We start from the raw sequence: 21182 nt of genomic DNA, 5'->3' as shown, positions 1-21182 counted from the left end.
TCGGGTCGTGGCTTGATGGCGGGATTAGAGGTCGGCTAGGAAGGCTTGGGCTGTGGCCCAGGCTTGTTCGGCGGCTTCGGCGTCGTAGTCGGGCAGGTCGGGGTCGGTGAAGAGGTGGCCGGCGCCTCGGTAGCGGTAGACCTCGGCGTCGGCTCCGGCCCTGCGCATCCGCAGGTACCAGGCGTTCAGCCAGTCGACGGGCTCGAACGTGTCGGGGTCGGCGACGTGCAGCTGCACCGGGATGTCGGTGGACGCGTCGTCGGCCAGGTCCGACGTGCCGTGGAAGAGGAGCAACCCTCGGGCCTTCTCGTCGGCGAGGGCGAGGTTCTGGGCGAGGGCGCCGCCGAGCGAGAAGCCCACGTACACCAGGCCCTCGTCGGAGAGCGGCGCGGCGGCGGCCACGGCGCGCTTGAGGAGCTCGTCCCGGCCTATCTCCTCCCGGATCTCGGCTGCCGCCTCCGCGTCGTCCACAACACGCCCGTCGTAGAGGTCCGGGACGTGGACGTCGTGGCCGGCCGTTCGCAGCCGTTCGGCCGCCGCGTGGATGGCGGGTCGCAAGCCGTACATCGAGTGCAGGAGAAGAATCCGTGCCATGTGGTCAAGCTTATGACCAGGCTGGTGAGCGGATCGGGCCGTACGGGAATCACCGGGCCCTAGGATCGGTTGACGCCACTGGCAGGCCGGATCACCGGAGACGGCGACCGGCCGACTGACACCCTGGCGTACAGGAGGCGGGGTGGGTCCTCAGCCAGGGGGCCGGAAGAAGCAGAGAGGCGCAATTAAAGTGAGCGACGTCCGCAACGTCATCGTCATCGGCTCGGGCCCCGCGGGCTACACGGCCGCGGTCTACGCGGCCCGCGGCGACCTTAAGCCGCTGGTCTTCGAGGGCTCCGTGACGGCCGGTGGTGCGCTGATGAACACCACCGACGTGGAGAACTTCCCCGGCTTCCCTGACGGGATCATGGGTCCCGACCTGATGGACAACCTGCGCAAGCAGGCTGAGCGCTTCGGGGCCGAGCTCATCACCGACGATGTGACCGAGGTCGACCTCAAGGCCGACCCGAAGGTCGTGAAGGTCGGCGAGGACGTCTACCTGGCCAAGTCCGTGATCATCGCGACCGGCTCCGGCTACCGCGAGCTGGGCCTGGAGAACGAGAAGCGGCTGTCCGGACGCGGCGTCTCCTGGTGCGCCACCTGCGACGGTTTCTTCTTCCGCGACCAGGACATCGCCGTGGTCGGCGGTGGCGACACCGCGATGGAGGAGGCGATCTTCCTCACCAAGTTCGCCCGTTCCGTCACCGTGATCCACCGCCGCGCCGAGCTGCGCGCCAGCAAGATCATGCAGGACCGGGCGTTCGCCAACGAGAAGATCCGCTTCCTCTGGGACAGCGAAGTCGTCGAGATCCACGGCGAGGACAAGATCACCGGTGTCCGCGTTCGCAACACCACGTCGGGTGCCGAGGAGAATCTGGAGCTGACCGGGCTCTTCATCGCCATCGGCCACGACCCGCGCAGCGAGCTCTTCGCCGGGCAACTGGACACCGACGCCGACGGTTACCTGCTCGTCGAGGCCCCGACCACGAAGACGAAGATCCCCGGCGTGTTCGCCTCGGGCGACGTGGTCGACCACATCTACCGCCAGGCCATCACCGCGGCCGGCAGCGGCTGCTCCGCGGCCATCGACGCCGAGCGCTGGCTGCAGGACCAAGGCACCGCGGAGCTGACCCACCAGATCTGAGCACAGCCACGCAGATGCTCATCGGGACCCGAGTCCATGGCGACCGGGTACCGGCGGGGGATGACCCTGCCGTTCGGAATGAAGGAGACACCTTGAAAGCCGTTACCGACACCGACTTCGACACCGAGGTCCTCAAGAGCGACAAGCCCGTCCTGGTCGACTTCTGGGCGGAGTGGTGCGGGCCGTGCCGGATGGTGGCCCCCATCCTCGAGGAGATCTCCGCCGAGCACGGCGACAAGCTCGAGATCGTCAAGATGAACATCGACGAGAACCCGCAGAAGCCCTCGCAGCTCGGCATCACCGGCATCCCGACCCTGCAGGTCTACAAGGACGGCGAGATCGTCAAGCAGATCGTCGGCGCCAAGCCGAAGGCCGCCCTGCTGCGCGAGCTCGCCGAGTTCATCTGAGCGTCTGATCCTCCACTGATACTCGCCTCTCCCGCGGCGGGCGCATGAAGCACGGCCCGTACCCCTTGAAGGTCAGGGGTACGGGCCGTGGTCATTCATTCATCGTCAGAGCTTGATGACGCAGCCAGAGACGACCCAGCCCTTCGTGCTGCCGTAGGTGATGTAGTAGTAGGTCGTGCCCGTGACACCGCAGGCGGTGTACGAGGGACCGGACGAGCGGCTGTTCAGGCACCCGGTGCGGTCCTTGTGGAACAGCCCGAGCGAAGTCCCGCCGATCGAGGCGCGAATGTGGATGCTCTCCTTCGCCTTGATCGGGCTGCTGCAGGCGGCCACGGCCGCAGGCGTCGCCGTCGTGCTCTGTGCCGCCGCAGGCGTCGCTGTCGCGGTCTGTGCGGCCGCAGCGCCGGCCAGGCCCATCCCAGCGATCGTGAACGCGGCGGTGGCGGCAGGAGCGGCGAGAAGCAGTCTCTTCATGGGGGTTCTCCATTCGGACGAGCCTGTACGCCAAGGGCTGGCGCCGACGGCGATGTGCCGGATGATCTTCAGTGCCTGGGCGTCACCATAGAAGGAAATGATCATCGGAGAAAGATCAACTTTTGCCATGCCCCGAGCTGATCATGAACGAAGAGCGACAGGGGTCTGGAGAGCCGGTGCACGTCCCCGCATGCTTCGGCGCTATCCGTGTCAGGCTGAGGCCGGTCAGTAGTTCTTGAGCGAGATGGCGTTGGCGGCCTTGTGAATCGGCGCCACGACCTTGGCCAGCATCTTCTCCTTGCCCGGCAGCCGGGAGATCAGCGAGAGCATGACCATGGAGAAGCGGACCTGGCCCTTGGTGCGCATCACCATCTGCTTGATGTTGGACGGTCCGAGCTTCTGGTTGGCGTCGACGAACGCCCGCATCTCTCGTTCGTAGGCCTCGAAACCCGCCTCATGGTCACCGTCGGCCGCAGCCAGCTCCCCAGCCAGAACGTAGGCGCCGACCAGAGCGAGACTGGTGCCCTGACCGGAAGCTGGCGAGGCGCAGTAGGCGGCGTCACCGAGGAGTACCACGCGGCCCTCTGACCAGCGCTCCATGTGAACCTGGCTGAGGGAGTCGAAGTAGAAGTCAGCCGCGCCCGCCATACCGTCGAGCATCCGCGGGACCTCCCAGCCTTCTCTGGCATAGGCGTCGTGCAAGATCTGCTCCTGCTGGGACCGGTCGCGCTGGTCGTGCGAGAGCGGGCCGGACGAGAACAGCAACATCGCCTTGGCATCGGTGTCCTTGGCCGTGCTGTAGGTCAGCGCAGTCCGGCCAGGTCCGATGTAGGTGAGCTCCTCGCGGTCGAGGTTCAGATGATTGGGAACGCTGAAGATCGATATGTAGTGGCCGAGATCGCGCAGGAACCGTTCCTCGGGGCCGAACGCCATGGCGCGGGTGACCGAGTGGAGTCCGTCGGCCCCCACCACCAGGTCATAGACACCCGTCTGGCCGCTGGCGAACGTGACCTCGACGCCGTCAGCCACGTCGTTCATCGAGGCGATGGAGTCGCCGAAGACGTACCTGACGTCGTCCTTCGTGCGCTCGTACAGCATCCGGTGCAGGTCACCGCGCAGAATCTCGGCGTCCCCGTGCACGCGCCCGCCGAACGTGTCGCCGTCCATGCTCGCGACGCGCTTGCCTGCCGCATTGACGACCGACCCGGCCCGCACGTCGGTACGCATCGAGCGGATCTCCTCCAGCAGGCCCATCCGTTCGACGACCTCCAGCGCGGCGCCCCGAATGTCGATCTTGTAGCCGCCCTCGCGGATCGTGGCCGCCCGCTCGACGACCGTCGGGCTGAACCCGTGACGCCGCAGCCAATACGCCAGCGTGATGCCTGCGATTCCGGCGCCGGAGATGAGGACGTTCGTGTTCTTCATGGAGGGGCCTCCCAGCCATCGTCGTTGTCTCGATGGCTGAACGGTACAACCGTTTTAGACGCTTGTGCAATACCAGCGTTTTAGACGCCCGTACCGAACGTGTGTAAGATCCTGCCCATGGGCAACCGTGAAGATCTATTGGAGGGCGCGAAGCGCTGCCTGCTCGAAAAGGGCTACACCCGCACGACGGCGCGCGACATCGCGACGTCCGCCGGGGTCAGCCTGGCCGCCATCGGCTACCACTTCGGGTCGAAGGACGTGCTGCTAACCGAGGCGTTGCGGCAGGCCATCGAAGAGTGGGGCGACGACATGGCCCGCATCTCGACCGCGTCCGAGAGCGCCGCCGACGCCGATCGGGCCGAACGCTTCGCGGCCACCTGGACGAAGGTCGCCGAGTCGTTCGCCCACTCCCGCGCCCTGTGGTCCATCCAGTTCGAGATGCTCGCCTACATCGAGCGCGACCCCGACCTGCGCCAGACGTTCGCCGAGGCCGGCAAGCAGGCCCGCATGGCCTTGGTCGAACTGTTCGGCATCCCCGCCTCGGTGACCGACCCGCAGGAGGTGGAGAGGATCGGCGCGTACTACCAGACGCTGCTCAGCGGCCTGGCGGCCCAATGGCTCCTGGACCCCGAAACCGCCCCCTCCGGCCTCGACCTGATCGAAGCCGCCCAAACCGTGGCCAAGGGCCTCCCGATCCCCACTGACTCCCGTACCAGCTGACCTGTGCAAGGGGCTGTGCGTTCTAGCAGCGGGCCGGCGGCGGCCCGTGCGGCCTTCCGACCCGCGCGACGACGGCCCGTGTGGCCTTCCGACCCGCGCGGCGGCGGCCCGGCCGTGGCGGCGGCCCGAGGGTCAGATGCGTTCAAGGACGACGACTGGGATCTCGCGGGTAGATCTCGCTTGGTACGTGTCGTATGCAGGCCACCTTGAGGTCATCAATCGCCACAGGCGTGCCCTCTCCTCACCCTCGGCGGTACGCGCGCGGACGAGGAACTTCTCACCTTTGATCTGCACCTGCGCTTCAGGGTGGGCGACAAGGTTGAGGTACCAGGAGGGGTGCTTGGGGCCGCCGCTGAACGATGACCCGATAAGCACAGAGCGGTCTCCGTCCTGCCCAAAGAAGAGTCCCGTGCGGCGCAACTGGCCAGACTTTCTCCCCACTGTCGTCAGCAGGAGGTTGGTGACGCCACCCTCCATGTAGCCGTCCTCACCGTCGGTCGAGAGGTAACGGCGAACGTGCTCAGCCACGCTTCGTTCCGGGCTGTCGATCACCTCTGCGTCCCATACGGACATGTCTTCTTCCTCCAACCGGCTGGTACGAACGCGTCTGTTTGACTGAGGTCATCGTGCCGAGACCGGCGATCGGTCGAGAAGAAGGCACTTCGAAGTAACCCGTAACGCGGTCACCTGCCGGCGCTCAGGCCGATTGAGGGGTGGAGTCCGTGGTAGAGGTCGCGGTCCCTTGAGATTTGGAGGGCTGGTGGCAGCTGAGGTTTTGGGGGGGCTGGTAGCAACAAATGGCTCGGCGGGCCGGGTCGGGGAGGAGTGTTCCTCCCCTGGTCGGGAGTGTTCCTCCGCGACCCGGCCCGCCGAGCCATGGATCCGGCTACGCGGAGATCGGAACCTGAGGGGCGTCGTCCTCGTCGGCGACCTCTTCGGTCACGCTCGGACGGTTCCTCTTGCGCAGGTAGCGGACGACCTCGACCACGATGGTGACGCCGATGGCCATCCCGAGGCCGAGTACGACGCCCTTGATGGGGTCGTTCTCGAACGCCATGCCGCCCAGGTAGCCCAAGAGCGTGCCGTACAGCGCCCAGCTGACGGCGGCCAAGGTGGCGAAGAACGAGAACGACCGCAGGCGGTAGTGAACGCAACCCATGGTCATCGTGACCGCGGTGCGACCGCCGGGTACGTACCGGGCCACCACCAGGATGAGCCCGCCGCGTTCGTGCATCGTCCGGCTTGCCCAGTCGAACGCCTTATGCCGGCGTGTGCCGGGCCGGAGCCGGGACGTCAGGCGGCTGCCGGAGCCGCGTCCGATGAAGTAGGAGATGTGGTCTCCGAGGAAGGCACCGAGTGCGGCCAAGACCACGACGGCCACCACGTTCGGCTCGCCAGAGGCCGCGTAGACGCCCGCGGTGATGACCATGCTCTCGCTGGGCACCACCGGGAAGAATCCGTCGATCGCCGCCACCGCGAACAGCACCAGGTAGAACCACGGCGAGCTGACCGCCGTATGCACAAGATCCAGAATTGCGTCCACGGGAAGAGAATCTAGTGACGATCACTGCCTCGCGGATCGACCTTACGTCCATAACCACCCCCTACTTTGGGTGGGGTGCGAGCCCGAACCTCCGGTGGGGACGCCCCAGAGACGGCGGCTCGCTCAGGCGGCCTCAGACGGGACGGAGGGCGCCCTCTGGGGTCATGGAGCCCAGAAGGCGTTCCAGGGCCACCTCGACGTCCTCACGCCACGACAAGGCCGACTTGAGTTCAAGCCGGAGGCGCGGATAACGGTGGTGCGGCCGTACGGTCTTGAACCCGACCGAAAGCAGGTAGTCCGCCGGAACCATGCAGCCACCCTCCTCGCCCTTCAGATCGCCGAAGGCCTCAATGGCCTTCACCGCCCGGCGGGTGAGGTCCTTGGCCACGCCCTGAACGAGCATCCGGCCCAGCCCGCCTCCCGTGAATTCGGGGAGGATGTGCGCGGTCATCAGCAGGACGGCGTCGGCGCTGACGGGACTGGTGGGGAACGCGACCGAGCGCGGCACGTACAGCGGCGGCGCGTACAACACGAACCCGGCCGGTGTGTTGTCCACGTACACGATCTTGCCGCAGCTGCCCCACTCGAGCAGCGTCGAGGAGATCCAGGCCTCCTTCTCGAGGTCCGGGTCACCGTCCTCCGCGGCGCGGTCCCGGCTCACTGGGTCGAGCTCCCAGAAGACACAGCGACGGCAGCGGCGCGGAAGATCGTCGAGATTGTCCAACGTGATGTTGACGAGACGGCGCGACACCGGATCTGCACCCCTTGGTGAACCCGCCCGGCGAACCTCGGGTGGCGCGCGGCCGAGGACCGGACAAGGAGCGTGCTGGGAAACGGGTTTACTCGAGCGGAGCGCCACTTCGCTGAAATTCCCGGCAACTACCCGGGATCCTCAGGCATCGTATCGGACGGAAGACTTCGTACCACCGCGAGCACGATGCGGCGGGGCGTGGACGACCCAACCCTCCACCAAGCTGTGATCAAGACTCAACGGAGAGTCACCATAGGATGGCCACGTGAGGTCGTTCAAGGAACGCACTGCGCCTCGTTCGACAGGTCCTGAGTTTTCGTTACACCAAGGCGTTGGCCACGCGGAAGTGGCGGGGGCCGTCCCGGTCACGTGACCGTGATGGCGTAGTTTGCAGGGAAATCGAAACGCCACGGAGGTGCCTCGTGGAACAGCACTCGCGTACAGATGCCTACTCCGATCGCTACGCCGCCCGTGCCGCCGGCATGGTCGCCTCTGAGATCCGGGCTCTGTTCGCAGTCGCTGCCCGCCCCGAGGTGGTCTCGCTCGCGGGCGGCATGCCGTACGTCTCGGCGCTTCCACTCGACGCCGTCGGCCAGATGGTCGGCGATCTCGTCGCGCGCAACGGCGCCGAGGTGCTGCAGTACGCGTCGGCACAGGGCGATCCGGGTCTCCGTGAGCAGATCTGCGAAGTCATGTCGCTGGAGGGCATCCAGGCCTCCGCGGACGATGTCGTCGTGACCGTCGGCGCTCAGCAGGCGCTGGATCTCATCACCCGGATCTTCGTAGACCCGGGCGACGTCGTCCTGGCCGAGGCGCCGTCGTACGTCGGCGCACTCGGCACGTTCGCCTCGTACCAAGCCGACGTCGTTCACGTGCCGTTGGACGAGGGCGGCCTCATCCCGTCCGCGCTCCGCGAGACCCTCGAACGGCTGCGGATCGAGGGACGCCGGGTCAAGTTTCTCTACACGGTGCCCACGTTCCAGAACCCTGCCGGTGTCACGCTCACCTCGGCCCGCCGCGCCCAGGTCCTGGAGATCTGCGCCGCGTACGACGTGCTCGTCATCGAGGACAACCCGTACGGCCTCCTCGGCTTCGACAACGAGCCCATGCGGGCACTCCGCGCGGACGATCCCGACCGGGTCATCTACCTCGGCTCGTTCTCCAAGACGATCGCCTCCGGCCTCCGCGTCGGCTGGGTCCTGGCGCCCCACGCCGTACGCGCCAAGCTCGTGCTGGCCGCCGAATCCGCGGTGCTGTGCCACTCCAGCCTGACTCAGCTGGCGGTACGGGAGTACCTGACGACCCAGCCGTGGCGGGAGCAGATCAAGGACTTCCGCGAGCTCTACCGCGAGCGCCGCGACGCGATGTTGGACTCGCTTGGATCGCTCATGCCCGAAGGCTGCACGTGGACCCGCCCGGCCGGTGGCTTCTTCGTGTGGCTCAGTCTCCCCGAGGGTCTGGACGCCAAGGCCATGGCCCCGCGTGCCATCGCCCAACGGGTCGCGTACGTGCCGGGCACCGGCTTCTACGCCGACGGCAGCGGCCACCGCCACATGCGGCTCTCGTACTGCTACCCGGAGCCCCACCGCATCCGCGAAGGTGTCCGGAGGCTCGCCGGGGTGATCGAGCAGGAGATCGAGCTCCGCGACACCTTCGGCGGCGCCGGCGGCGTAGGAGCCCAATCCGCGCTCGTAGACACCCCAGGCCCCGAAACCCTCTAATCACCCGCATCTCTCAGCGCCGAAGAGAAGATCTGAGGTTCAAGAGGCCGTCGCGCATTCCCGTTGAGGAGATGCGATGGGTTTTCGAGATCGGTAACGACCGGAGACTCAGGGTTCTCGGAAGCTGGTGGCGGAACGAGCGGAATTGCGGCTCATGGCGGAGGTCATGGGCAACCGGCAGGTTAGCGAGATTGCGGAGACACCGCCCAGGAGCCTCCAGCACGCGATCACACCCTTGACCGACTATGACCTGACCGGTAGCTGTCTGGTGACCAAGCACGCATGGCTCCAACAGCCACCAGGGCTTCCCCGATCGCGCGCAGGTCCGTTCGGCGACCTGCCACTGCCTCGCGCCCTCCACTTCCCGGCACCCGGCCCGAACACCCACCCGCCCCTCTGGTTTCCTTGGAACACCGCCAAGCTTGTTCGTCTCCATGGAGACACCGTTTGAAGGGCAATGGATTGGAACTCGGGCACGTGATCGTCCTTGCCGGGGGGCTCTCGTATGAGCGAGAGGTCTCCTTGCGCTCAGGTCGCCGGGTCAGCGACGCGCTCCGCGCAGCCAATGTCCCTGTGGAACTCCGGGACGCGGACGCCACGCTGCTGGACTCGCTCACCAACGATCCTCCGGACGCTGTGTTTCCTGTGCTTCACGGGGCCGCCGGTGAGGACGGCTCGATCCGGGACGTACTCGAACTCCTTGAGGTTCCGTACGTGGGGGCCCGCCCGGATGCGTGCCGAGTTGCCTGGGACAAGCCGACCGCCAAGGCCGTCGTACGCCAGGCAGGCATCGCCACCCCTGCCTCCGTAGCGCTCCCCAAAGAGGTCTTCCACGACCTCGGCGCATCCTCCGTGCTCGACCGAATCGTCGACCGGCTGGGACTCCCACTCTTTGTTAAGCCCACTCGCGGTGGCTCGGCCCTGGGCGCCTCCGTCGTACGTGAAGCCAGCGAACTACCCGCCGCGATGGTGGGCTGCTTCGCCTACGGAGACGCGGCCCTCATCGAGCAGTACATCGAAGGCGTCGAGATCGCGGTCAGCGTCATCGAACGAGCCGGAGAACCCATGGCTCTCCCGGCCGTAGAAATCGTCGCCCCCAACGGCCTGTACGACTACACGGCTCGCTACGACGCCGGTGACACGGAGTTCGTCACTCCGGCACGCCTCACCCCTGAAGCTGCCCAACGAGCGACCGCCGCTGCCGTGACCGCCCACCGCGCTCTGGGCCTACGCGACCTCTCCCGCACCGACCTCATCGTCGACGCTTCAGGTGAGGTCCACTTCCTTGAGGTCAACGTCGCACCCGGGATGACCGAGACGAGCCTCCTCCCCCGCGCAGTGAGCGTCGCGGGCCTGGATCTAGGTTCCCTTTGCCGAGACCTGATCCTCCGCCGCTTCCCCTGACCCGCCGCCCACTGTTTCCCGTGAAACATCGCCCCCGGAGAGCTACCCTCCACCGGCAGATCCGTCACCAACCAGCCTCGAGCCGTCCAGGAATCCATCGACGCCGGCCGCACCGCCCCCCTCCCCGTCTCCAGCATCGCCTTTGGTACCCCGTACGGCACCGTCGACATGGAAGGCCAAACCACCCAGCGTCTCAGCCAGCAAAGAAACCCTCCGCACCCTCGCCGAAGGCCACACCGGCAAAGCCGCCGGCGGCAACCAGCTGTCAGAGGTCTACGCCAACATCGGCAGCTCCCTCGGCTGGAAGACCGAACACCGCGACATTTCCGCCCGCTAACGCATCGCCCTGTTCTTCGCCATCGCCGTCGGCGGCGCCACCAACCCTGACCACCGCATGCCCTATCCACGCTCGCCCCGTCAACGCCCGGCCCGGACTGCCGCCCACCCGCCCTGGGCCACCGTCCCCCTGCCCGAGACCATCGTCTGCTGACTCTGCTCGGGGGCCTCGCGACATCCCCGAAGCCGACGCCTTCTAGGTGTACTGCCCAGGGACGTTGGTCAATCTGGTGATGGGTGGTTTGCCGCCGGTGGTGATTGTGGTGATGGAGCCAGGCCGGTAGCACTTTGCGGCGTGCCTGCTCGGAGTTGTGGAAACGGCCTAGGGCCCAGCCGTCGGCCGGGGTGCGGTGGAAGCGTTCGACCTTGCCGTTGGTCTGGGGCCGGTAGGGCCGGGTCTTTTGGGGGCTGGATGCCCAGTTCGGTGCAGGCGTCGCGCCAGGCGTGGGATTTGTAGGCCGAGCCGTTGTCGGTCAGCACGCGTTCGGTGGTGACGCCGCGTTCGGCGAACCAGGCCACGGCGATCGCGGCACGGCGATCGCGGTGGTGGCCTTCTCGTCGTCATAGATCTCGGCGTAGGCCAGGCGGGAGTGGTCGTCGACGACGGTGTGCACGAACGCGGTGTGCACGAACGCGGTGCCGACCCGGGGCTCGTAGCGGCTGTTGCGGGCCCCGGTGCGGCGGGCGGTGGCCTCCCGGTTGCGTTCGCCCTGGACGCGGCCGACATAGCGCCAGCCGCCGCCGTCGGGGATGTTGCCGAGTTTCTTGACGTCGATGTGCAGCATCGCGCCCGGGTGGTCGTGCTCGTAGCGGCGGACCGGCTCGCCGGTGGCGCGATGACGGCTGGCCGGTGGCGCGGGCGGACGAGCAGTACGGGGTGTCCTGGCCGACCGCCAAACGCTGGGCCGCGGGCAGCCGAACGGTTCCAGGTGTCGGCGACCACGGCCAAGCGGTGGGCCGACCGGTACCGCGACCAAGGGCGGGCCGGGATGAGCGATCGCTCCAGCCGCCCGCGCCGCAGCCCGGCTCGCACCCCCCAGCGGCTCGAGCGGCGCATCATCAAAGTGCCGGTGGTCCATCAGCTGGGCCCGGCCCGGATCGCCGACCGCCTCGGGGTACCCGTCTCCACGGTGCACGTGGTGCTGGTCCGCTACCGCTGCCCGCCGCTGGCGCATCTGGACCGGGCCACCGGACGGCCGATGCGGCGACAGATCCGCCGATACGAGCACGCCAACCCCGGCGACCTGGTGCACATGGACATCAAAAAGCTCGGCAACATCCCCGACGGCGGCGGGCACCGCGCCATCGGCCGCCGGGCAGGGCAACGTCACCGCACCCGCACCCCCGGCAAAACCCTGGACCACAACGGCAACAGCCATGTTGGCTACAGCTACATCCACACCGCCATCGACGACCACTCCCGCCTGGCCTACAGCGAGATCCTGCCCGACGAACGCAAAGAGACCGCGGTGGCGTTCTGGCACCGCGCCCACGCCTTCTTCACCGCAGCCGGCATCACCGTCCGCCGCGTGCTGACCGACAACGGCGCCTGCTACAAATCCCGCCTGTGGCGCGACACCCTCACCACCGCCGGCATCACCCACAAACGCACCCGCCCCTACCGGCCACAAACCAACGGCAAAGTCGAACGACTCAACCGCACCCTGCTCCAAGAATGGGCCTACGCCCGCCCCTACCACTCCGAAGCCGAACGCCGCCAAGCACTCGCGCCCTGGCTGCACACCTACAACCACCACCGCAGCCACACCGCACTCGGGCGGCCACCCACCCGCCAGCCGCGTACCCAACCTGTCTGGGCAGTACAACTAGGGCGTGTCTGCAAGTCGGCGCCTGTAGCGAGCACCTTATGCATTACGCCGCCCGAACCCATCTCGGGCGTACATCGTGGAGCGGAGGAGGGAGTCGGCACAGGGGTTGGTCGTCGACCGACGCTTGCCCGGGGTGCCCGCCGAAACGCGGAGCTCTGCGGACAGTTCTGGTGGGGGCGACAACCCCGCGAGGGCACACTTGGACGTCGCGAGCAGAGCAGGTGACTTTGAGACACGCCTTAGTGGCGACCACTCCGCCGCAGGACGGCGGCAGCGACGACCGGATGTGGGGACTGGCTGGCGCAGTTGCTGGGAACGCCGCCGGCTCAACCGCAGCGCAGATCGGCAGACCAACTCTGCGCTCGACAACATCGGGCCAGCCACTTGTGCTGGGAGCAACCAACCCGCACCTAGACACCGCAGGGAAGACCTACTGCGAGGCGGATTGAACGCTAGGTCACGCGAGCGCTACACCGATTCCAACCTCGGTACGCAGTTACCAGCAAGGGTCGCCCTCCACGTCGCGACCATCGCCCATCTTGAAGCATGACCGAGCGACGGCACCCCTAGCGCCATGTTTCATGTGAAACATGGCTGCCGCCTTGGGGCCCTCTGATTGATGGTTCTGCCGAGCGCCCTCTCCCTCAAGGGTGTGCCTCAAAGTCGGCGCCCCGTGGCGAGCGCCCTGTGTCTACGCCGCCCGAATCCACCTCGTGCGTGCATCGTGGGGCGGAGGAGGGAGTCGACCCCGGTTTAGCCGTCGACCTCCGCGCCTCGGCCGTCGTCTTGAGCATCGACAGCAGCAGATCCGGCTCAGACGCCTCGATCTGCCCGGCAATCCAGCCCGCGGGGTCCACACCGGTGTCCACCGCCATCGCGTTCCTCTGCTTCGAGCTTGATCGTCCATCTGGGAGACCGTCTCATTCCACGACGCCGCGCCCGTGACCAGAGCTAACTCGTACACCATCTCCGTGGACGCAACTCTCTGCGGAGCGTCTTGGTGTGATGGGGCGACAGCCCGCGAGGTGGGCGCCCAGGCGTCGCGCACTAGGGCAGCTGAACTTTGAGACACGCCCCAGGTCACATAGCTGCGCTAACGCTCCGAGACCACTGACACCGGCCAAGATCGTTTCTCGTGCACGGCCAGTTCGGCTCCCCGCTGGTAGCCACACCGTTCCCCGTCTGCGGCCGGTTGCGCTTGTTCGGCCGCCTCGGACGAACCCAGCGTGACGGCGGCCAGACGCTGGCCACCCCGCATGTGCCGCGCTCGCGCCCGTCACGGTACGGCTTGCTCGGCGCAGCGCCGCACGGACCTGCTGAGGTACCAGGCACTGGGTGTGCCTGTCGTGAACTAGGACCACGGCCCTCGAGCATCGGTAGATGCACTGACCTTCCGTAACTGAACACAGTCGTGGTCGTGGCCATCCCTGGTAAGTGGGTGCCAGTGGGGGATCGCGACTGGTCACCAACCGACCGCTGTTGAGGGCTCCTGCGAATCCCTCACATGCACCTCGCAGGCCATCACTGCGGAGCCTCAGCCGCCGTGGCTCAGATCCTCCACTGGACTGGGCCCCGCCACCTCGCCACATGGGCGCTCCAGATGGCGCGTGAGCGGCCATCCAGAAGGACTCCTTTGAGGTCCGGTGTTCGTCGGACGCGTCGACATTTCCAGCCCGCCTTGTTGAGGACGCCGGAGCTGCCTGGTTTGGCGTGTGTGCCGAAGGCGATGGCGGAGAGAGGCAAGTGGGCGGCGCGGTCGGCGTCGATGGATTCCTGGACGTGGTGAGACTGGTTGGTGATGGATCTGCCGGTTGAGGGCAGCTCTCCGAGTGCTGACATCCACCCGGTTTGGGCTCTTGCGGCCCGTTGATGTCTTCTGGGCCCGCCGTAGCCGCCGTTCCACCGACCCATGTGGGCCGGAGGGTCAGTGAAGCTTCGGTCCGGCGCTCTGGTGGAGCTTCATGTCATTTGGAGGGTGTAGGGGGAGGTGGTTGAGCGGCGTACGAGATGTTGAGGGTGCGGAAAAGCCTCGGGGTGAAGTCGGGCACTTTGCTGTTGTGGGGCAGGGGGCTTGAGCAACCGGGTCTGGCGCTTGAGGTTGATGTGGCGTTGTGGCTCTGGCGGGGCTGGTGACCGTGGTCCATCAAGTCGGGCGCCGCCGGGGGTGGTAGGCGGGGCGGTGTCGTGGCTCTGTGGGAATGGAAACGCCCCGGGTTGGGATCCCGGGGCGTTGTGGTGGTCGGTCAGGCGTCGGGGTCGCCGACTCCCTCTTCGTCGGGGACCATCGTCTTGATGATGCGGTCGAGGTCCTCCAGGGAGGCGAACTCGACGACGATCTTGCCCTTGTTGCGGCCTAGGTCTACGCGGACCTTGGTCTCGTAGCGGTCGGAGAGGCGGTCGGCCAGCTGCTTGAGGGCGGGCGCGACGGGCTTCTTGCGCTTTTGGCGAGGCGTCTGGGGGCCGTCCTCGACGTCGCGCATGGCGATGATTTCTTCCACCGCACGGACGGAGAGGCCCTCGGCGACGATGCGGGCGGCCAGGTTCTCCTGGGCCTCGACGCTCTCCAGGGAGAGGAGCGCGCGAGCGTGGCCTGCCGAGAGGACGCCGGCGGCGACGCGGCGCTGGACTGCCGGTGGCAGGTTGAGCAGCCGCAGGGTGTTGGTGATGTGCGGGCGGGAGCGTCCGATGCGGGTGGCCAGCTGCTCGTGGGTGGCTCCGAAGTCCTCCAGGAGCTGCTGGTAGGCGGCGGCTTCTTCGAGCGGGTTGAGCTGCTGGCGGTGCAGGTTTTCCAGGAGCGCGTCCCGGAGCATGGCGTCGTCACCCGTGTCGCGGACGATCGCGGGGATGACGTCGAGACCGGCGAGCTGGGACGCGCGCCAGCGGCGCTCGCCCATGACCAGCTCGTACTCGTGCTCGGCTGACTCGATCTTGCGGACGACGATCGGCTGCAGGAGGCCGACGATGCCGATCGACTCGGACAGCTCCTCGAGCGCCTGCTCGTCGAAGTTCTCCCGGGGCTGCCGGGGGTTGGGGCGAATGGCGTCGAGCGGGAGCTCGGCGAAATGCGCTCCGGCGACCGGCTGCATGGCCGGGGAGGCCGAGCCGTTCGGGCCGCCGGGGAGGCCGGGCTCGCCCGCCGTTCCCGGGGTACCCGGGGGCGGAGCGGTGGGAATCAGGGCACCCAGTCCCTTACCCAGACCTCGTCGCTGCTGGCTCACGCCACCTCCCCGTTCGGCACCCTGGCCACGTTTGTTTGGTCGCTCACTGCGCTGCTCCGCGGTAGGCGATCTCGGATGCGGCCTCGCTGTAGGCGAGCGCACCGCTCGATCCCGGATCGTACGTCATGACGGACTGTCCGTAGCTCGGAGCCTCAGAAACGCGGACGCTTCGCGGGATCACCGTGTTGAGCACGACGTCGCCGAAATGATCACGAACGTCGTCGGCCACCTGGGCGGCCAGTCGTGTTCGGGCGTCGTACATCGTCAGCAGGATCGTGGAGACGTTCAGGTCCGGGTTGAGGTGCGACTTCACCAGGTCGACGGTGCGGATCAGCTGACCCAGACCCTCCAGCGCGTAGTACTCGCACTGGATGGGGATGAGCAGCTCGTCCCCGCCGACGAGGGCGTTCACCGTCAGAAGGCCCAGCGACGGCGGGCAGTCGATGAGGACGTAGTCGAACTTGTCCGTGTCGTACGCGTCGAGCGCGCGGCGCAGCCGGGACTCGCGGGCGACCTTCGAGACCAGTTCGATCTCGGCGCCGGCGAGGTTGAGGGTGGCCGGAGCGCAGAAGAGATTGGGTATGTCGGCGGCCGGCACCACGATGTCGGCCAGCGGCATGTCCTCGATGAGCACGTCATAGATCGACGGAATCTCAGCGTGGTGCTCCACTCCGAGCGCCGTGGAGGCGTTCCCCTGCGGATCCAGGTCGACCACCAGAACCTGGGCGCCGTGCATCGCCAGCGAGGCGGCCAGGTTGACCGAGCTCGTGGTCTTGCCGACCCCGCCCTTCTGGTTGGCAATGGTGATCACACGGCAGTCGGCGGGCCTGGGCCACTCCTTCTGCTTGCGACCCGACATGGCCTTGATCACTGCCACCGTTGTTTCTTGTGAAACATTGGCGTCCTTGAGCGCCTCGCGCACGAGCTGCGACTCCCCCTGAGATGATGCCTTGCGCGGGCCTGGCGGCTCCTGCGTACCCCCGTTGGTCGGTACGTATCCGACGTTCTCCGCGGTCCCGGACGTTGTGTTGCCCCACATTGCATGCCCGGAAGGTGTGCCCCCGGGGGTCGTGCTCGCATCCGGCTCGCCGGACGGCGCCTCCGGCGTGGCTTCGGGCGACGATTCCCCGGCCTCCGGCGCCTCGCCCTGATCGGGCCAGCCAAGGCCGGACGTGTCGTCATCAGGGGATTCGTTGGCGCGGTCAGGCCAGCCCAGTCCTGGTCCCGTGCTCATGAAGACCTCTTCCTCGACCTTTTAGCGTCGCCCTTCCCGGCCAACCGACCCCGGCCGGGCTCCTGGCGGGGTTCGCGCTCGGCGACCACACGGACAAGCGTTGTCGGCGGCTCGACCTTACCGCGCCCGACTTGGAGTAGTTCAGTCGTACGTACACCGAACCGCTTCAGAACGGGCTGAGCCTCTTCCAACTCGGTCGCCGCACGCTCGCCCTTCATCGCCAGAAGCTCGCCACCGGGGCGCAGAAGCGGCAGTGCCCATTTGGCGAGACGCTCGAGCGGAGCCACCGCGCGGGCGGTCGCGATGTCAACGGAAAGTTCCCGGGTGACCTCTTCAGCCCGGCCGCGGCGTACCTCGACGTTTTCGAGCTCCAGCATCTCGACGACCTCGTTCAAGAAGGTCGTCCTCCGGAGCAAGGGCTCCAACAGGGTAATCGAGAGGTCCGGTCGTACGATCGCCAGCACGATCCCCGGTAGTCCGGCGCCTGAGCCGATGTCGACGACCTTGGCGCCCTCCGGAATCGCCTCCTCCACGACGGCACAGTTGATCAGGTGCCGCTCCCAGAGCCGGTCGACCTCGCGGGGCCCGATGAGGCCCCGCTCGACTCCGGCATCGGCGAGAAACTCCGCATAGCGCTCAGCCAGCGGTAGCGCGTCACCGAAAACCTCACTCGAAATCCCCACCGAACGAATCGTTCCACAAAAAGTCCGGGGGACGCACACACGAAACGACCAGCACGAAGACTGTTCGGACGGCCACGAAGGGCTTACCAGCCGCAGGCACAGGCATATTCGCCCCTCGTCGGGTAGAGGCGAGAGAGCAGCCCGTCCCGAAAACGGAAGGAGCCCCGAGTCATGGGAGTGGGAGTCAGTCTCTCCTTCATCAGCTTCGGTGCGATTCTTGCGTTCGCCCTCCGCGTCGAACTCTCCGGCGTAGACATCCAGCTCGTCGGCTGGATCTTGATTCTGGCGGGGGCCTTCAGTATGGCCTTCACCCTTCTCTACACCCGGCCTCGTCGCCAGGCCGACCTCATGGTCGGGAGCGATCCCGGTTACACCGAACCCGCCGAGCCCGAGACGGTCATTCACGAGGAACGCACCGTCGAGCAGACCCCCGACGGCCCGGTTGAGCACGTCGAACGTGTCATCGAACGGCCAGCTCAGGTGGCCGATACGCCGCGAGGCCACACCACGCAAGACCCGGCGCGGGCGCAGGATCCCGCGATCGCCCAGGACCCCGCCAGACAGAACCGTCCCCACGCCACCACTCCTCCCTCGAGTCGCGCTCCGCACGAACGTCCTTCCTAACCGCTTCCGCAGGGCAGGGCTCGCCTGAAGCCGAAGGCGCCCGGTCAAGGGTCGCCGACACCCACCACAACGTCGCCGACCGCTCCCGATAAGTTGACCGGGCGCCGACCTCTGTGTAAACGAACGAATACCATGTGCGAACACCCCGATCGTCTCTATCCACAGGCTCTTCCACCCGCCATCCACACCCAGCGCGACCTGTGCACAATGCGTGAGCTCGCGAGTACAGGTGATATCCGCCACACGAGTTCCCGGGCACCGGCGTGACTCTCGCCGAACGAGCCCATCCCCAGAACGCGGCGCGAACACCGCACTCTGACGTGCGCGGGCGATCGCCCAGGCGACGCCGAGGTTCTCGGCGCCCGCGACGGCCGCGCAGTACTGGCTGTCGCCCAGCCCGGTATTCGCTGGCGCGCAACCCGCACCCGCTGGCCGTCGCACAGCCTGCACACACTGGCTGTCGCGCAGCCCGCAGTACGACCGACCCGTAGCCCGCGCCACTGACCGTCGCGCAGCCCGGTACTGACCGTCGCGCAACCCGCACCCACTGGCCATCGCGTAGCCCGCGCCACTGACGGTCACGTAGCCCGCACCCGCTGGCTGTCGCGTAGTCCGCGGTACGACCGACCCGTAGCCCGCGCAACTGACCGTCGCGCAACCCGCACCCGCTGACCGTCGCGCAACCCGCGATACTGGCTGTCGCGCAGCCCGCACCATTCGGCTGTCGCACAGCCCGCGGTACCGGCCGTCGCACAGCCCGCACCCACTGGCCATCGCGTAGCCCTAGTTACGACCGACGTGCAGCCCTCGGTACTGGCTGACGTGCAGCACGCGGCGGTGCCCACGCCGGGCCGCTTGCTCGCGGGGGGGCCGTTTGGCGGAAATGAGAACGGCGGTGGCCCCCTGGTTGGGGGACCACCGCCGTTCTTCTGGGACTTAAGCGGGGAGGACTACCACGTAGCGCTCGGGCTCTTCGCCCTCGGACTCGCTGCGGAGGCCGGCGGCGGCTACGGCGTCGTGGACGATCTTGCGCTCGAACGGGGTCATGGGAGCGAGCGGCTTGGGCTGGCCGCTCTGCTTGACCTCGTCCGACACGTCCTGGCCCAGCTTGGTGAGCTCGGCGCGACGCCGCTCGCGGTAGCCGCCGATGTCCAGCATGAGGCGGGTCCGGTTGCCGGTCTGGCGGTGCACGGCCAGGCGCGTCAGCTCCTGCAGGGCCTCGAGGACCTCGCCGCGCTTGCCGACCAGCTCGTCCAGCGCGCCGCCGACGACCGCGACCATGGCGCGCTCGCCCTCGACGTCCATGTCGATGTCACCGTCGTAGTCACCGATGTCCAGCAGGCCCTCGATGTAGTCGGCGGCGATCTCGCCTTCCTGCTCGAGCGCCTGGACGTCGACCTCGGTGGTGTCGGTCTGGCTCAACGGGAACTCCTTCTTCGACATGGACCGGGGTTCAAACTAGCGCTTCTGGCTGCCGCTGCGCTTGCTGCGCGGCTTGCGAGTCGGCTGGTTGCGCACGACCTTGGGCTTCTCCTCGACCTTCGGGGCCGGCTCCGGCGTCGGCTCCTTCTTGAGCTTGGACTTGAGGCCCGTGGCCGGCTTGGCGTCCTTGGCGTCGCCGTTGCCGTTCTCGTCGTGCGGGTAGTACTTCTTGTAGATGTAGTGCTGCTGCGCGAGCGTCCAACTGTTGGACGTCACCCAGTACATGAGCACACCGAGCGGGAAGCCGAGGCCGAAGAGGCCGAAGAGCGGCGCGAGGAAGACCATCATCTTCTGCGCCTGCATCATCGGGTTGTTCTCGTCCATCGTGCCCTGCAGCTTCTGCCGCTGCATGCTCGCCCGCACGGTGAAGAACGTGGTGAAGGAGCTGATGATCACCGCGATGCCGGTGACGACGATCGCGCTCCAGGTCTTGGGGTCGGCGCCCCACGCGTTCAGGAACGTGTCGGGGATGTGCGCCCCGAAGATGTTGGCATCCTGGGCACTCTGCACCAGGTCAGGGGTGACGGCGAAGTAGCCCTCGCCCTGCTTGGCGTCCGAGACGTTCTTGAGGACCTGGAAGAGACCGATGAAGACGGGCATCTGGACCAGGATCGGCAGGCAGCCCGACAGCGGGTTGGCGCCGTTCTCCTGGTAGAGCTTCATGACCTCCTGATTGAGGCGCTGCTTGTCGTTCTTGTACTTCTTGCGCAGCGCCTGGATCTTGGGGTTCAGCTCCTGCATCTTCTTCGATGCATGGATCTGCTTCACGAACAGGGGGAAGAGCAGCAGACGCAGCAACACCGTCAGCAGGATGATGGCGCCGCCCCAGGCCCATCCACTGTCCTTGTCAATGCCAATGGAGCTCAGACCCGTGTGAATCCACACGATGAGCTGAGCAACGACCTTGTATAGCGGATCAAGCACCGGGCAGCTCCTTGGGCTCTGCTAGGGCGGGGCCGCTCTCGTCGCGGCCGGAGGTCTTCGAAGGTGCGTCCCCTCGATGGGGCGGTACGGGGTCGTACCCGCCCCGGTGGAAGGGCTGGCACCGGCCGATCCGGCGGACCGTCAGCCAGGTGCCCCGCAGGGCGCCGTGCACCTGGAGGGCCTCCAGGCCATACGCGCTGCAGCTGGGCTGGAAGCGGCACTGCTGTCCGAGCAGAGGGCTCAAGAAGCGGCGGTAGGCACGGACGAGGAGCATCAACCCACGCGCCGCGAGGCTCGGCCTCGTGACCTCGTGCGGCGAGGGGACGTACCCCTCTGGCTGGCTCGTCATTTCCGTCCCTTGGACGCGGGCCGCAGCAGCCGGTCGAGTGCCGACTCGAGATCCGCGGCCAGTTCGTCATGGCGTGCCCTACCCGCGGCGGGATTGGCACGCACTACGAGCAGGCTACCCCGCGAAAGTCGATCGAGGTGCCCGCGTACGAGGTGACGGAGCCGACGCCGTACGGAATTCCGTACGACCGCGTTCCCTACGTTGCGGGCCACGATGAACCCGACCAATGGGTCCTCTTCGGCGGCGTCATCTCGGTGTAGCAGGTGAACGACGACAGTTGGCCGGGCGGGGGGGGGGGCGCGCGGGGTGGGGGGGGGGGG

The 21182-nt window shown here is 67.2% G+C and carries 20 protein-coding genes and 2 pseudogenes; 8 read left to right on the top strand and 14 right to left on the bottom strand.

All coding sequences use genetic code 11. The features are described 5' to 3' along the window. Positions 1–24 precede the first annotated feature (24 nt). A complete protein-coding gene (locus ACH34W_RS48695) occupies positions 25–594 on the bottom strand; it encodes a dienelactone hydrolase family protein (protein ID WP_395968082.1) in 570 nt (189 codons plus the stop codon). 190 nt (positions 595–784) lie between these two features. Here ACH34W_RS48695 and trxB point away from each other — a divergent pair, with 190 nt between their 5' ends. Then, positions 785–1738, top strand: coding sequence for a thioredoxin-disulfide reductase (trxB, locus tag ACH34W_RS48690; RefSeq protein ID WP_395968081.1), 954 nt, complete (start codon positions 785–787; stop codon positions 1736–1738). Between the two features lie 92 nt (positions 1739–1830). Next, positions 1831–2145: a thioredoxin gene (gene trxA / locus ACH34W_RS48685; protein WP_395968080.1), complete on the top strand. Its 315-nt coding sequence runs from the start codon at positions 1831–1833 to the stop codon at positions 2143–2145. Positions 2146–2250: 105 nt separating this feature from the next. On the opposite strand, the gene ACH34W_RS48680 is transcribed toward trxA, so the two are convergent. Both ACH34W_RS48680 and ACH34W_RS48675 read right to left on the bottom strand, forming a co-directional pair. Beyond that, positions 2251–2619, bottom strand: a complete 369-nt coding sequence (locus ACH34W_RS48680; RefSeq protein WP_395968079.1) for a hypothetical protein — start codon at positions 2617–2619, stop codon at positions 2251–2253. Positions 2620–2844: 225 nt separating this feature from the next. Further along, positions 2845–4044 carry an FAD-dependent monooxygenase gene (locus ACH34W_RS48675; protein ID WP_395968078.1) on the bottom strand — a complete coding sequence of 400 codons (1200 nt, stop codon included), beginning with the start codon at positions 4042–4044 and terminating at the stop codon, positions 2845–2847. Positions 4045–4161: 117 nt separating this feature from the next. Between ACH34W_RS48675 and ACH34W_RS48670 the strand changes: the two genes are divergently transcribed. Continuing rightward, positions 4162–4764, top strand: a complete 603-nt coding sequence (locus ACH34W_RS48670) for a TetR/AcrR family transcriptional regulator (protein WP_395968077.1) — start codon at positions 4162–4164, stop codon at positions 4762–4764. A 132-nt stretch (positions 4765–4896) separates the two neighbouring features. Here ACH34W_RS48670 and ACH34W_RS48665 read toward each other — a convergent pair whose 3' ends face one another. The 3 genes from ACH34W_RS48665 to ACH34W_RS48655 all read right to left on the bottom strand — a co-directional run bounded on the left by ACH34W_RS48665 (position 4897) and on the right by ACH34W_RS48655 (position 7058). Beyond that, on the bottom strand, positions 4897–5337 hold the full coding sequence (locus ACH34W_RS48665) for a nitroreductase family deazaflavin-dependent oxidoreductase (RefSeq protein ID WP_395968076.1): 441 nt from the start codon (positions 5335–5337) through the stop codon (positions 4897–4899). 313 nt (positions 5338–5650) lie between these two features. Beyond that, a complete protein-coding gene (locus ACH34W_RS48660; protein ID WP_395968075.1) occupies positions 5651–6307 on the bottom strand; it encodes a DedA family protein in 657 nt (218 codons plus the stop codon). 133 nt (positions 6308–6440) lie between these two features. Then, entirely contained in the window at positions 6441–7058 is a 618-nt protein-coding gene (locus tag ACH34W_RS48655) for a GNAT family N-acetyltransferase (RefSeq protein WP_395968074.1), read from the bottom strand. A 482-nt stretch (positions 7059–7540) separates the two neighbouring features. On the opposite strand from ACH34W_RS48655, the gene ACH34W_RS48650 reads away from it, so the two are divergent. The 3 genes from ACH34W_RS48650 (at position 7541) to ACH34W_RS48640 (ending at position 10520) form a co-directional block, all read left to right on the top strand. Further along, a complete protein-coding gene (locus ACH34W_RS48650; protein ID WP_395968166.1) occupies positions 7541–8779 on the top strand; it encodes a PLP-dependent aminotransferase family protein in 1239 nt (412 codons plus the stop codon). Positions 8780–9241: 462 nt separating this feature from the next. Next, positions 9242–10183, top strand: a complete 942-nt coding sequence (locus tag ACH34W_RS48645; RefSeq protein ID WP_395968165.1) for a D-alanine--D-alanine ligase — start codon at positions 9242–9244, stop codon at positions 10181–10183. A 142-nt stretch (positions 10184–10325) separates the two neighbouring features. Beyond that, the gene (locus tag ACH34W_RS48640) at positions 10326–10520 is read left to right on the top strand and encodes a hypothetical protein (RefSeq protein ID WP_395968073.1); all 195 of its coding nucleotides are present in this window, start codon (positions 10326–10328) and stop codon (positions 10518–10520) included. A 195-nt stretch (positions 10521–10715) separates the two neighbouring features. On the opposite strand, the pseudogene ACH34W_RS48635 reads toward ACH34W_RS48640, so the two are convergent. Beyond that, positions 10716–11355 (bottom strand): annotated as a pseudogene (locus ACH34W_RS48635) (DDE-type integrase/transposase/recombinase); the annotation flags it as partial. A 72-nt stretch (positions 11356–11427) separates the two neighbouring features. On the opposite strand from ACH34W_RS48635, the pseudogene ACH34W_RS48630 reads away from it, so the two are divergent. After that, positions 11428–12349, top strand: a pseudogene (locus tag ACH34W_RS48630) (IS481 family transposase); the annotation flags it as partial. A gap of 2242 nt (positions 12350–14591) precedes the next feature. Here the strand turns inward: ACH34W_RS48630 and ACH34W_RS48625 are convergent. The 3 genes from ACH34W_RS48625 to rsmG form a co-directional block, all read right to left on the bottom strand. Beyond that, positions 14592–15566, bottom strand: coding sequence for a ParB/RepB/Spo0J family partition protein (locus tag ACH34W_RS48625; RefSeq protein ID WP_395968072.1), 975 nt, complete (start codon positions 15564–15566; stop codon positions 14592–14594). Between the two features lie 43 nt (positions 15567–15609). Further along, a complete protein-coding gene (locus ACH34W_RS48620; RefSeq protein WP_395968164.1) occupies positions 15610–16425 on the bottom strand; it encodes a ParA family protein in 816 nt (271 codons plus the stop codon). 371 nt (positions 16426–16796) lie between these two features. Further along, entirely contained in the window at positions 16797–17483 is a 687-nt protein-coding gene (rsmG, locus tag ACH34W_RS48615) for a 16S rRNA (guanine(527)-N(7))-methyltransferase RsmG (RefSeq protein ID WP_395968071.1), read from the bottom strand. Between the two features lie 171 nt (positions 17484–17654). Between rsmG and ACH34W_RS48610 the strand changes: the two genes are divergently transcribed. Then, positions 17655–18107 (top strand): DUF6458 family protein, encoded by a 453-nt coding sequence (locus tag ACH34W_RS48610; protein WP_395968070.1) that lies wholly within the window; start codon positions 17655–17657, stop codon positions 18105–18107. A gap of 936 nt (positions 18108–19043) precedes the next feature. On the opposite strand, the gene ACH34W_RS48605 is transcribed toward ACH34W_RS48610, so the two are convergent. Genes ACH34W_RS48605 through rnpA form a run of 4 tightly spaced genes read right to left on the bottom strand, consistent with a single transcriptional unit; the run spans position 19044 to position 21089 of the window. Then, positions 19044–19550 carry a protein jag gene (locus ACH34W_RS48605; protein ID WP_395968069.1) on the bottom strand — a complete coding sequence of 169 codons (507 nt, stop codon included), beginning with the start codon at positions 19548–19550 and terminating at the stop codon, positions 19044–19046. A 15-nt stretch (positions 19551–19565) separates the two neighbouring features. Continuing rightward, a complete protein-coding gene (yidC, locus tag ACH34W_RS48600; RefSeq protein WP_395968068.1) occupies positions 19566–20513 on the bottom strand; it encodes a membrane protein insertase YidC in 948 nt (315 codons plus the stop codon). Continuing rightward, the gene (gene yidD, locus ACH34W_RS48595) at positions 20506–20862 is read right to left on the bottom strand and encodes a membrane protein insertion efficiency factor YidD (RefSeq protein WP_395968067.1); all 357 of its coding nucleotides are present in this window, start codon (positions 20860–20862) and stop codon (positions 20506–20508) included. The genes yidC and yidD overlap by 8 nt, the downstream gene beginning before the upstream one ends. After that, entirely contained in the window at positions 20859–21089 is a 231-nt protein-coding gene (gene rnpA / locus ACH34W_RS48590; RefSeq protein WP_395968066.1) for a ribonuclease P protein component, read from the bottom strand. The genes yidD and rnpA overlap by 4 nt, the downstream gene beginning before the upstream one ends. Between the last annotated feature and the right edge of the window lie 93 nt (positions 21090–21182).

It is taken from the genome of Actinomadura sp. 6N118 (assembly GCF_044326415.1).
Taxonomy (GTDB): Bacteria; Actinomycetota; Actinomycetes; order Streptosporangiales; family Streptosporangiaceae; genus Spirillospora.
This window is presented reverse-complemented; position numbering and strand designations above follow the sequence as displayed.

What these genes read in the sequence shown, in the direction of transcription:
- ACH34W_RS48680 (WP_395968079.1), bottom strand. Translation starts at nt 2,619, where the DNA reads ATGAAGAGACTGCTTCTCGCCGCTCCTGCCGCCACCGCCGCGTTCACG.
- ACH34W_RS48610 (WP_395968070.1), top strand. Translation starts at nt 17,655, where the DNA reads ATGGGAGTGGGAGTCAGTCTCTCCTTCATCAGCTTCGGTGCGATTCTT.
- ACH34W_RS48620 (WP_395968164.1), bottom strand. Translation starts at nt 16,425, where the DNA reads ATGTCGGGTCGCAAGCAGAAGGAGTGGCCCAGGCCCGCCGACTGCCGT.
- ACH34W_RS48665 (WP_395968076.1), bottom strand. Translation starts at nt 5,337, where the DNA reads ATGTCCGTATGGGACGCAGAGGTGATCGACAGCCCGGAACGAAGCGTG.
- ACH34W_RS48605 (WP_395968069.1), bottom strand. Translation starts at nt 19,550, where the DNA reads ATGTCGAAGAAGGAGTTCCCGTTGAGCCAGACCGACACCACCGAGGTC.
- ACH34W_RS48670 (WP_395968077.1), top strand. Translation starts at nt 4,162, where the DNA reads ATGGGCAACCGTGAAGATCTATTGGAGGGCGCGAAGCGCTGCCTGCTC.
- ACH34W_RS48650 (WP_395968166.1), top strand. Translation starts at nt 7,541, where the DNA reads ATGGTCGCCTCTGAGATCCGGGCTCTGTTCGCAGTCGCTGCCCGCCCC.
- ACH34W_RS48695 (WP_395968082.1), bottom strand. Translation starts at nt 594, where the DNA reads ATGGCACGGATTCTTCTCCTGCACTCGATGTACGGCTTGCGACCCGCC.
- yidD (WP_395968067.1), bottom strand. Translation starts at nt 20,862, where the DNA reads ATGACGAGCCAGCCAGAGGGGTACGTCCCCTCGCCGCACGAGGTCACG.
- ACH34W_RS48675 (WP_395968078.1), bottom strand. Translation starts at nt 4,044, where the DNA reads ATGAAGAACACGAACGTCCTCATCTCCGGCGCCGGAATCGCAGGCATC.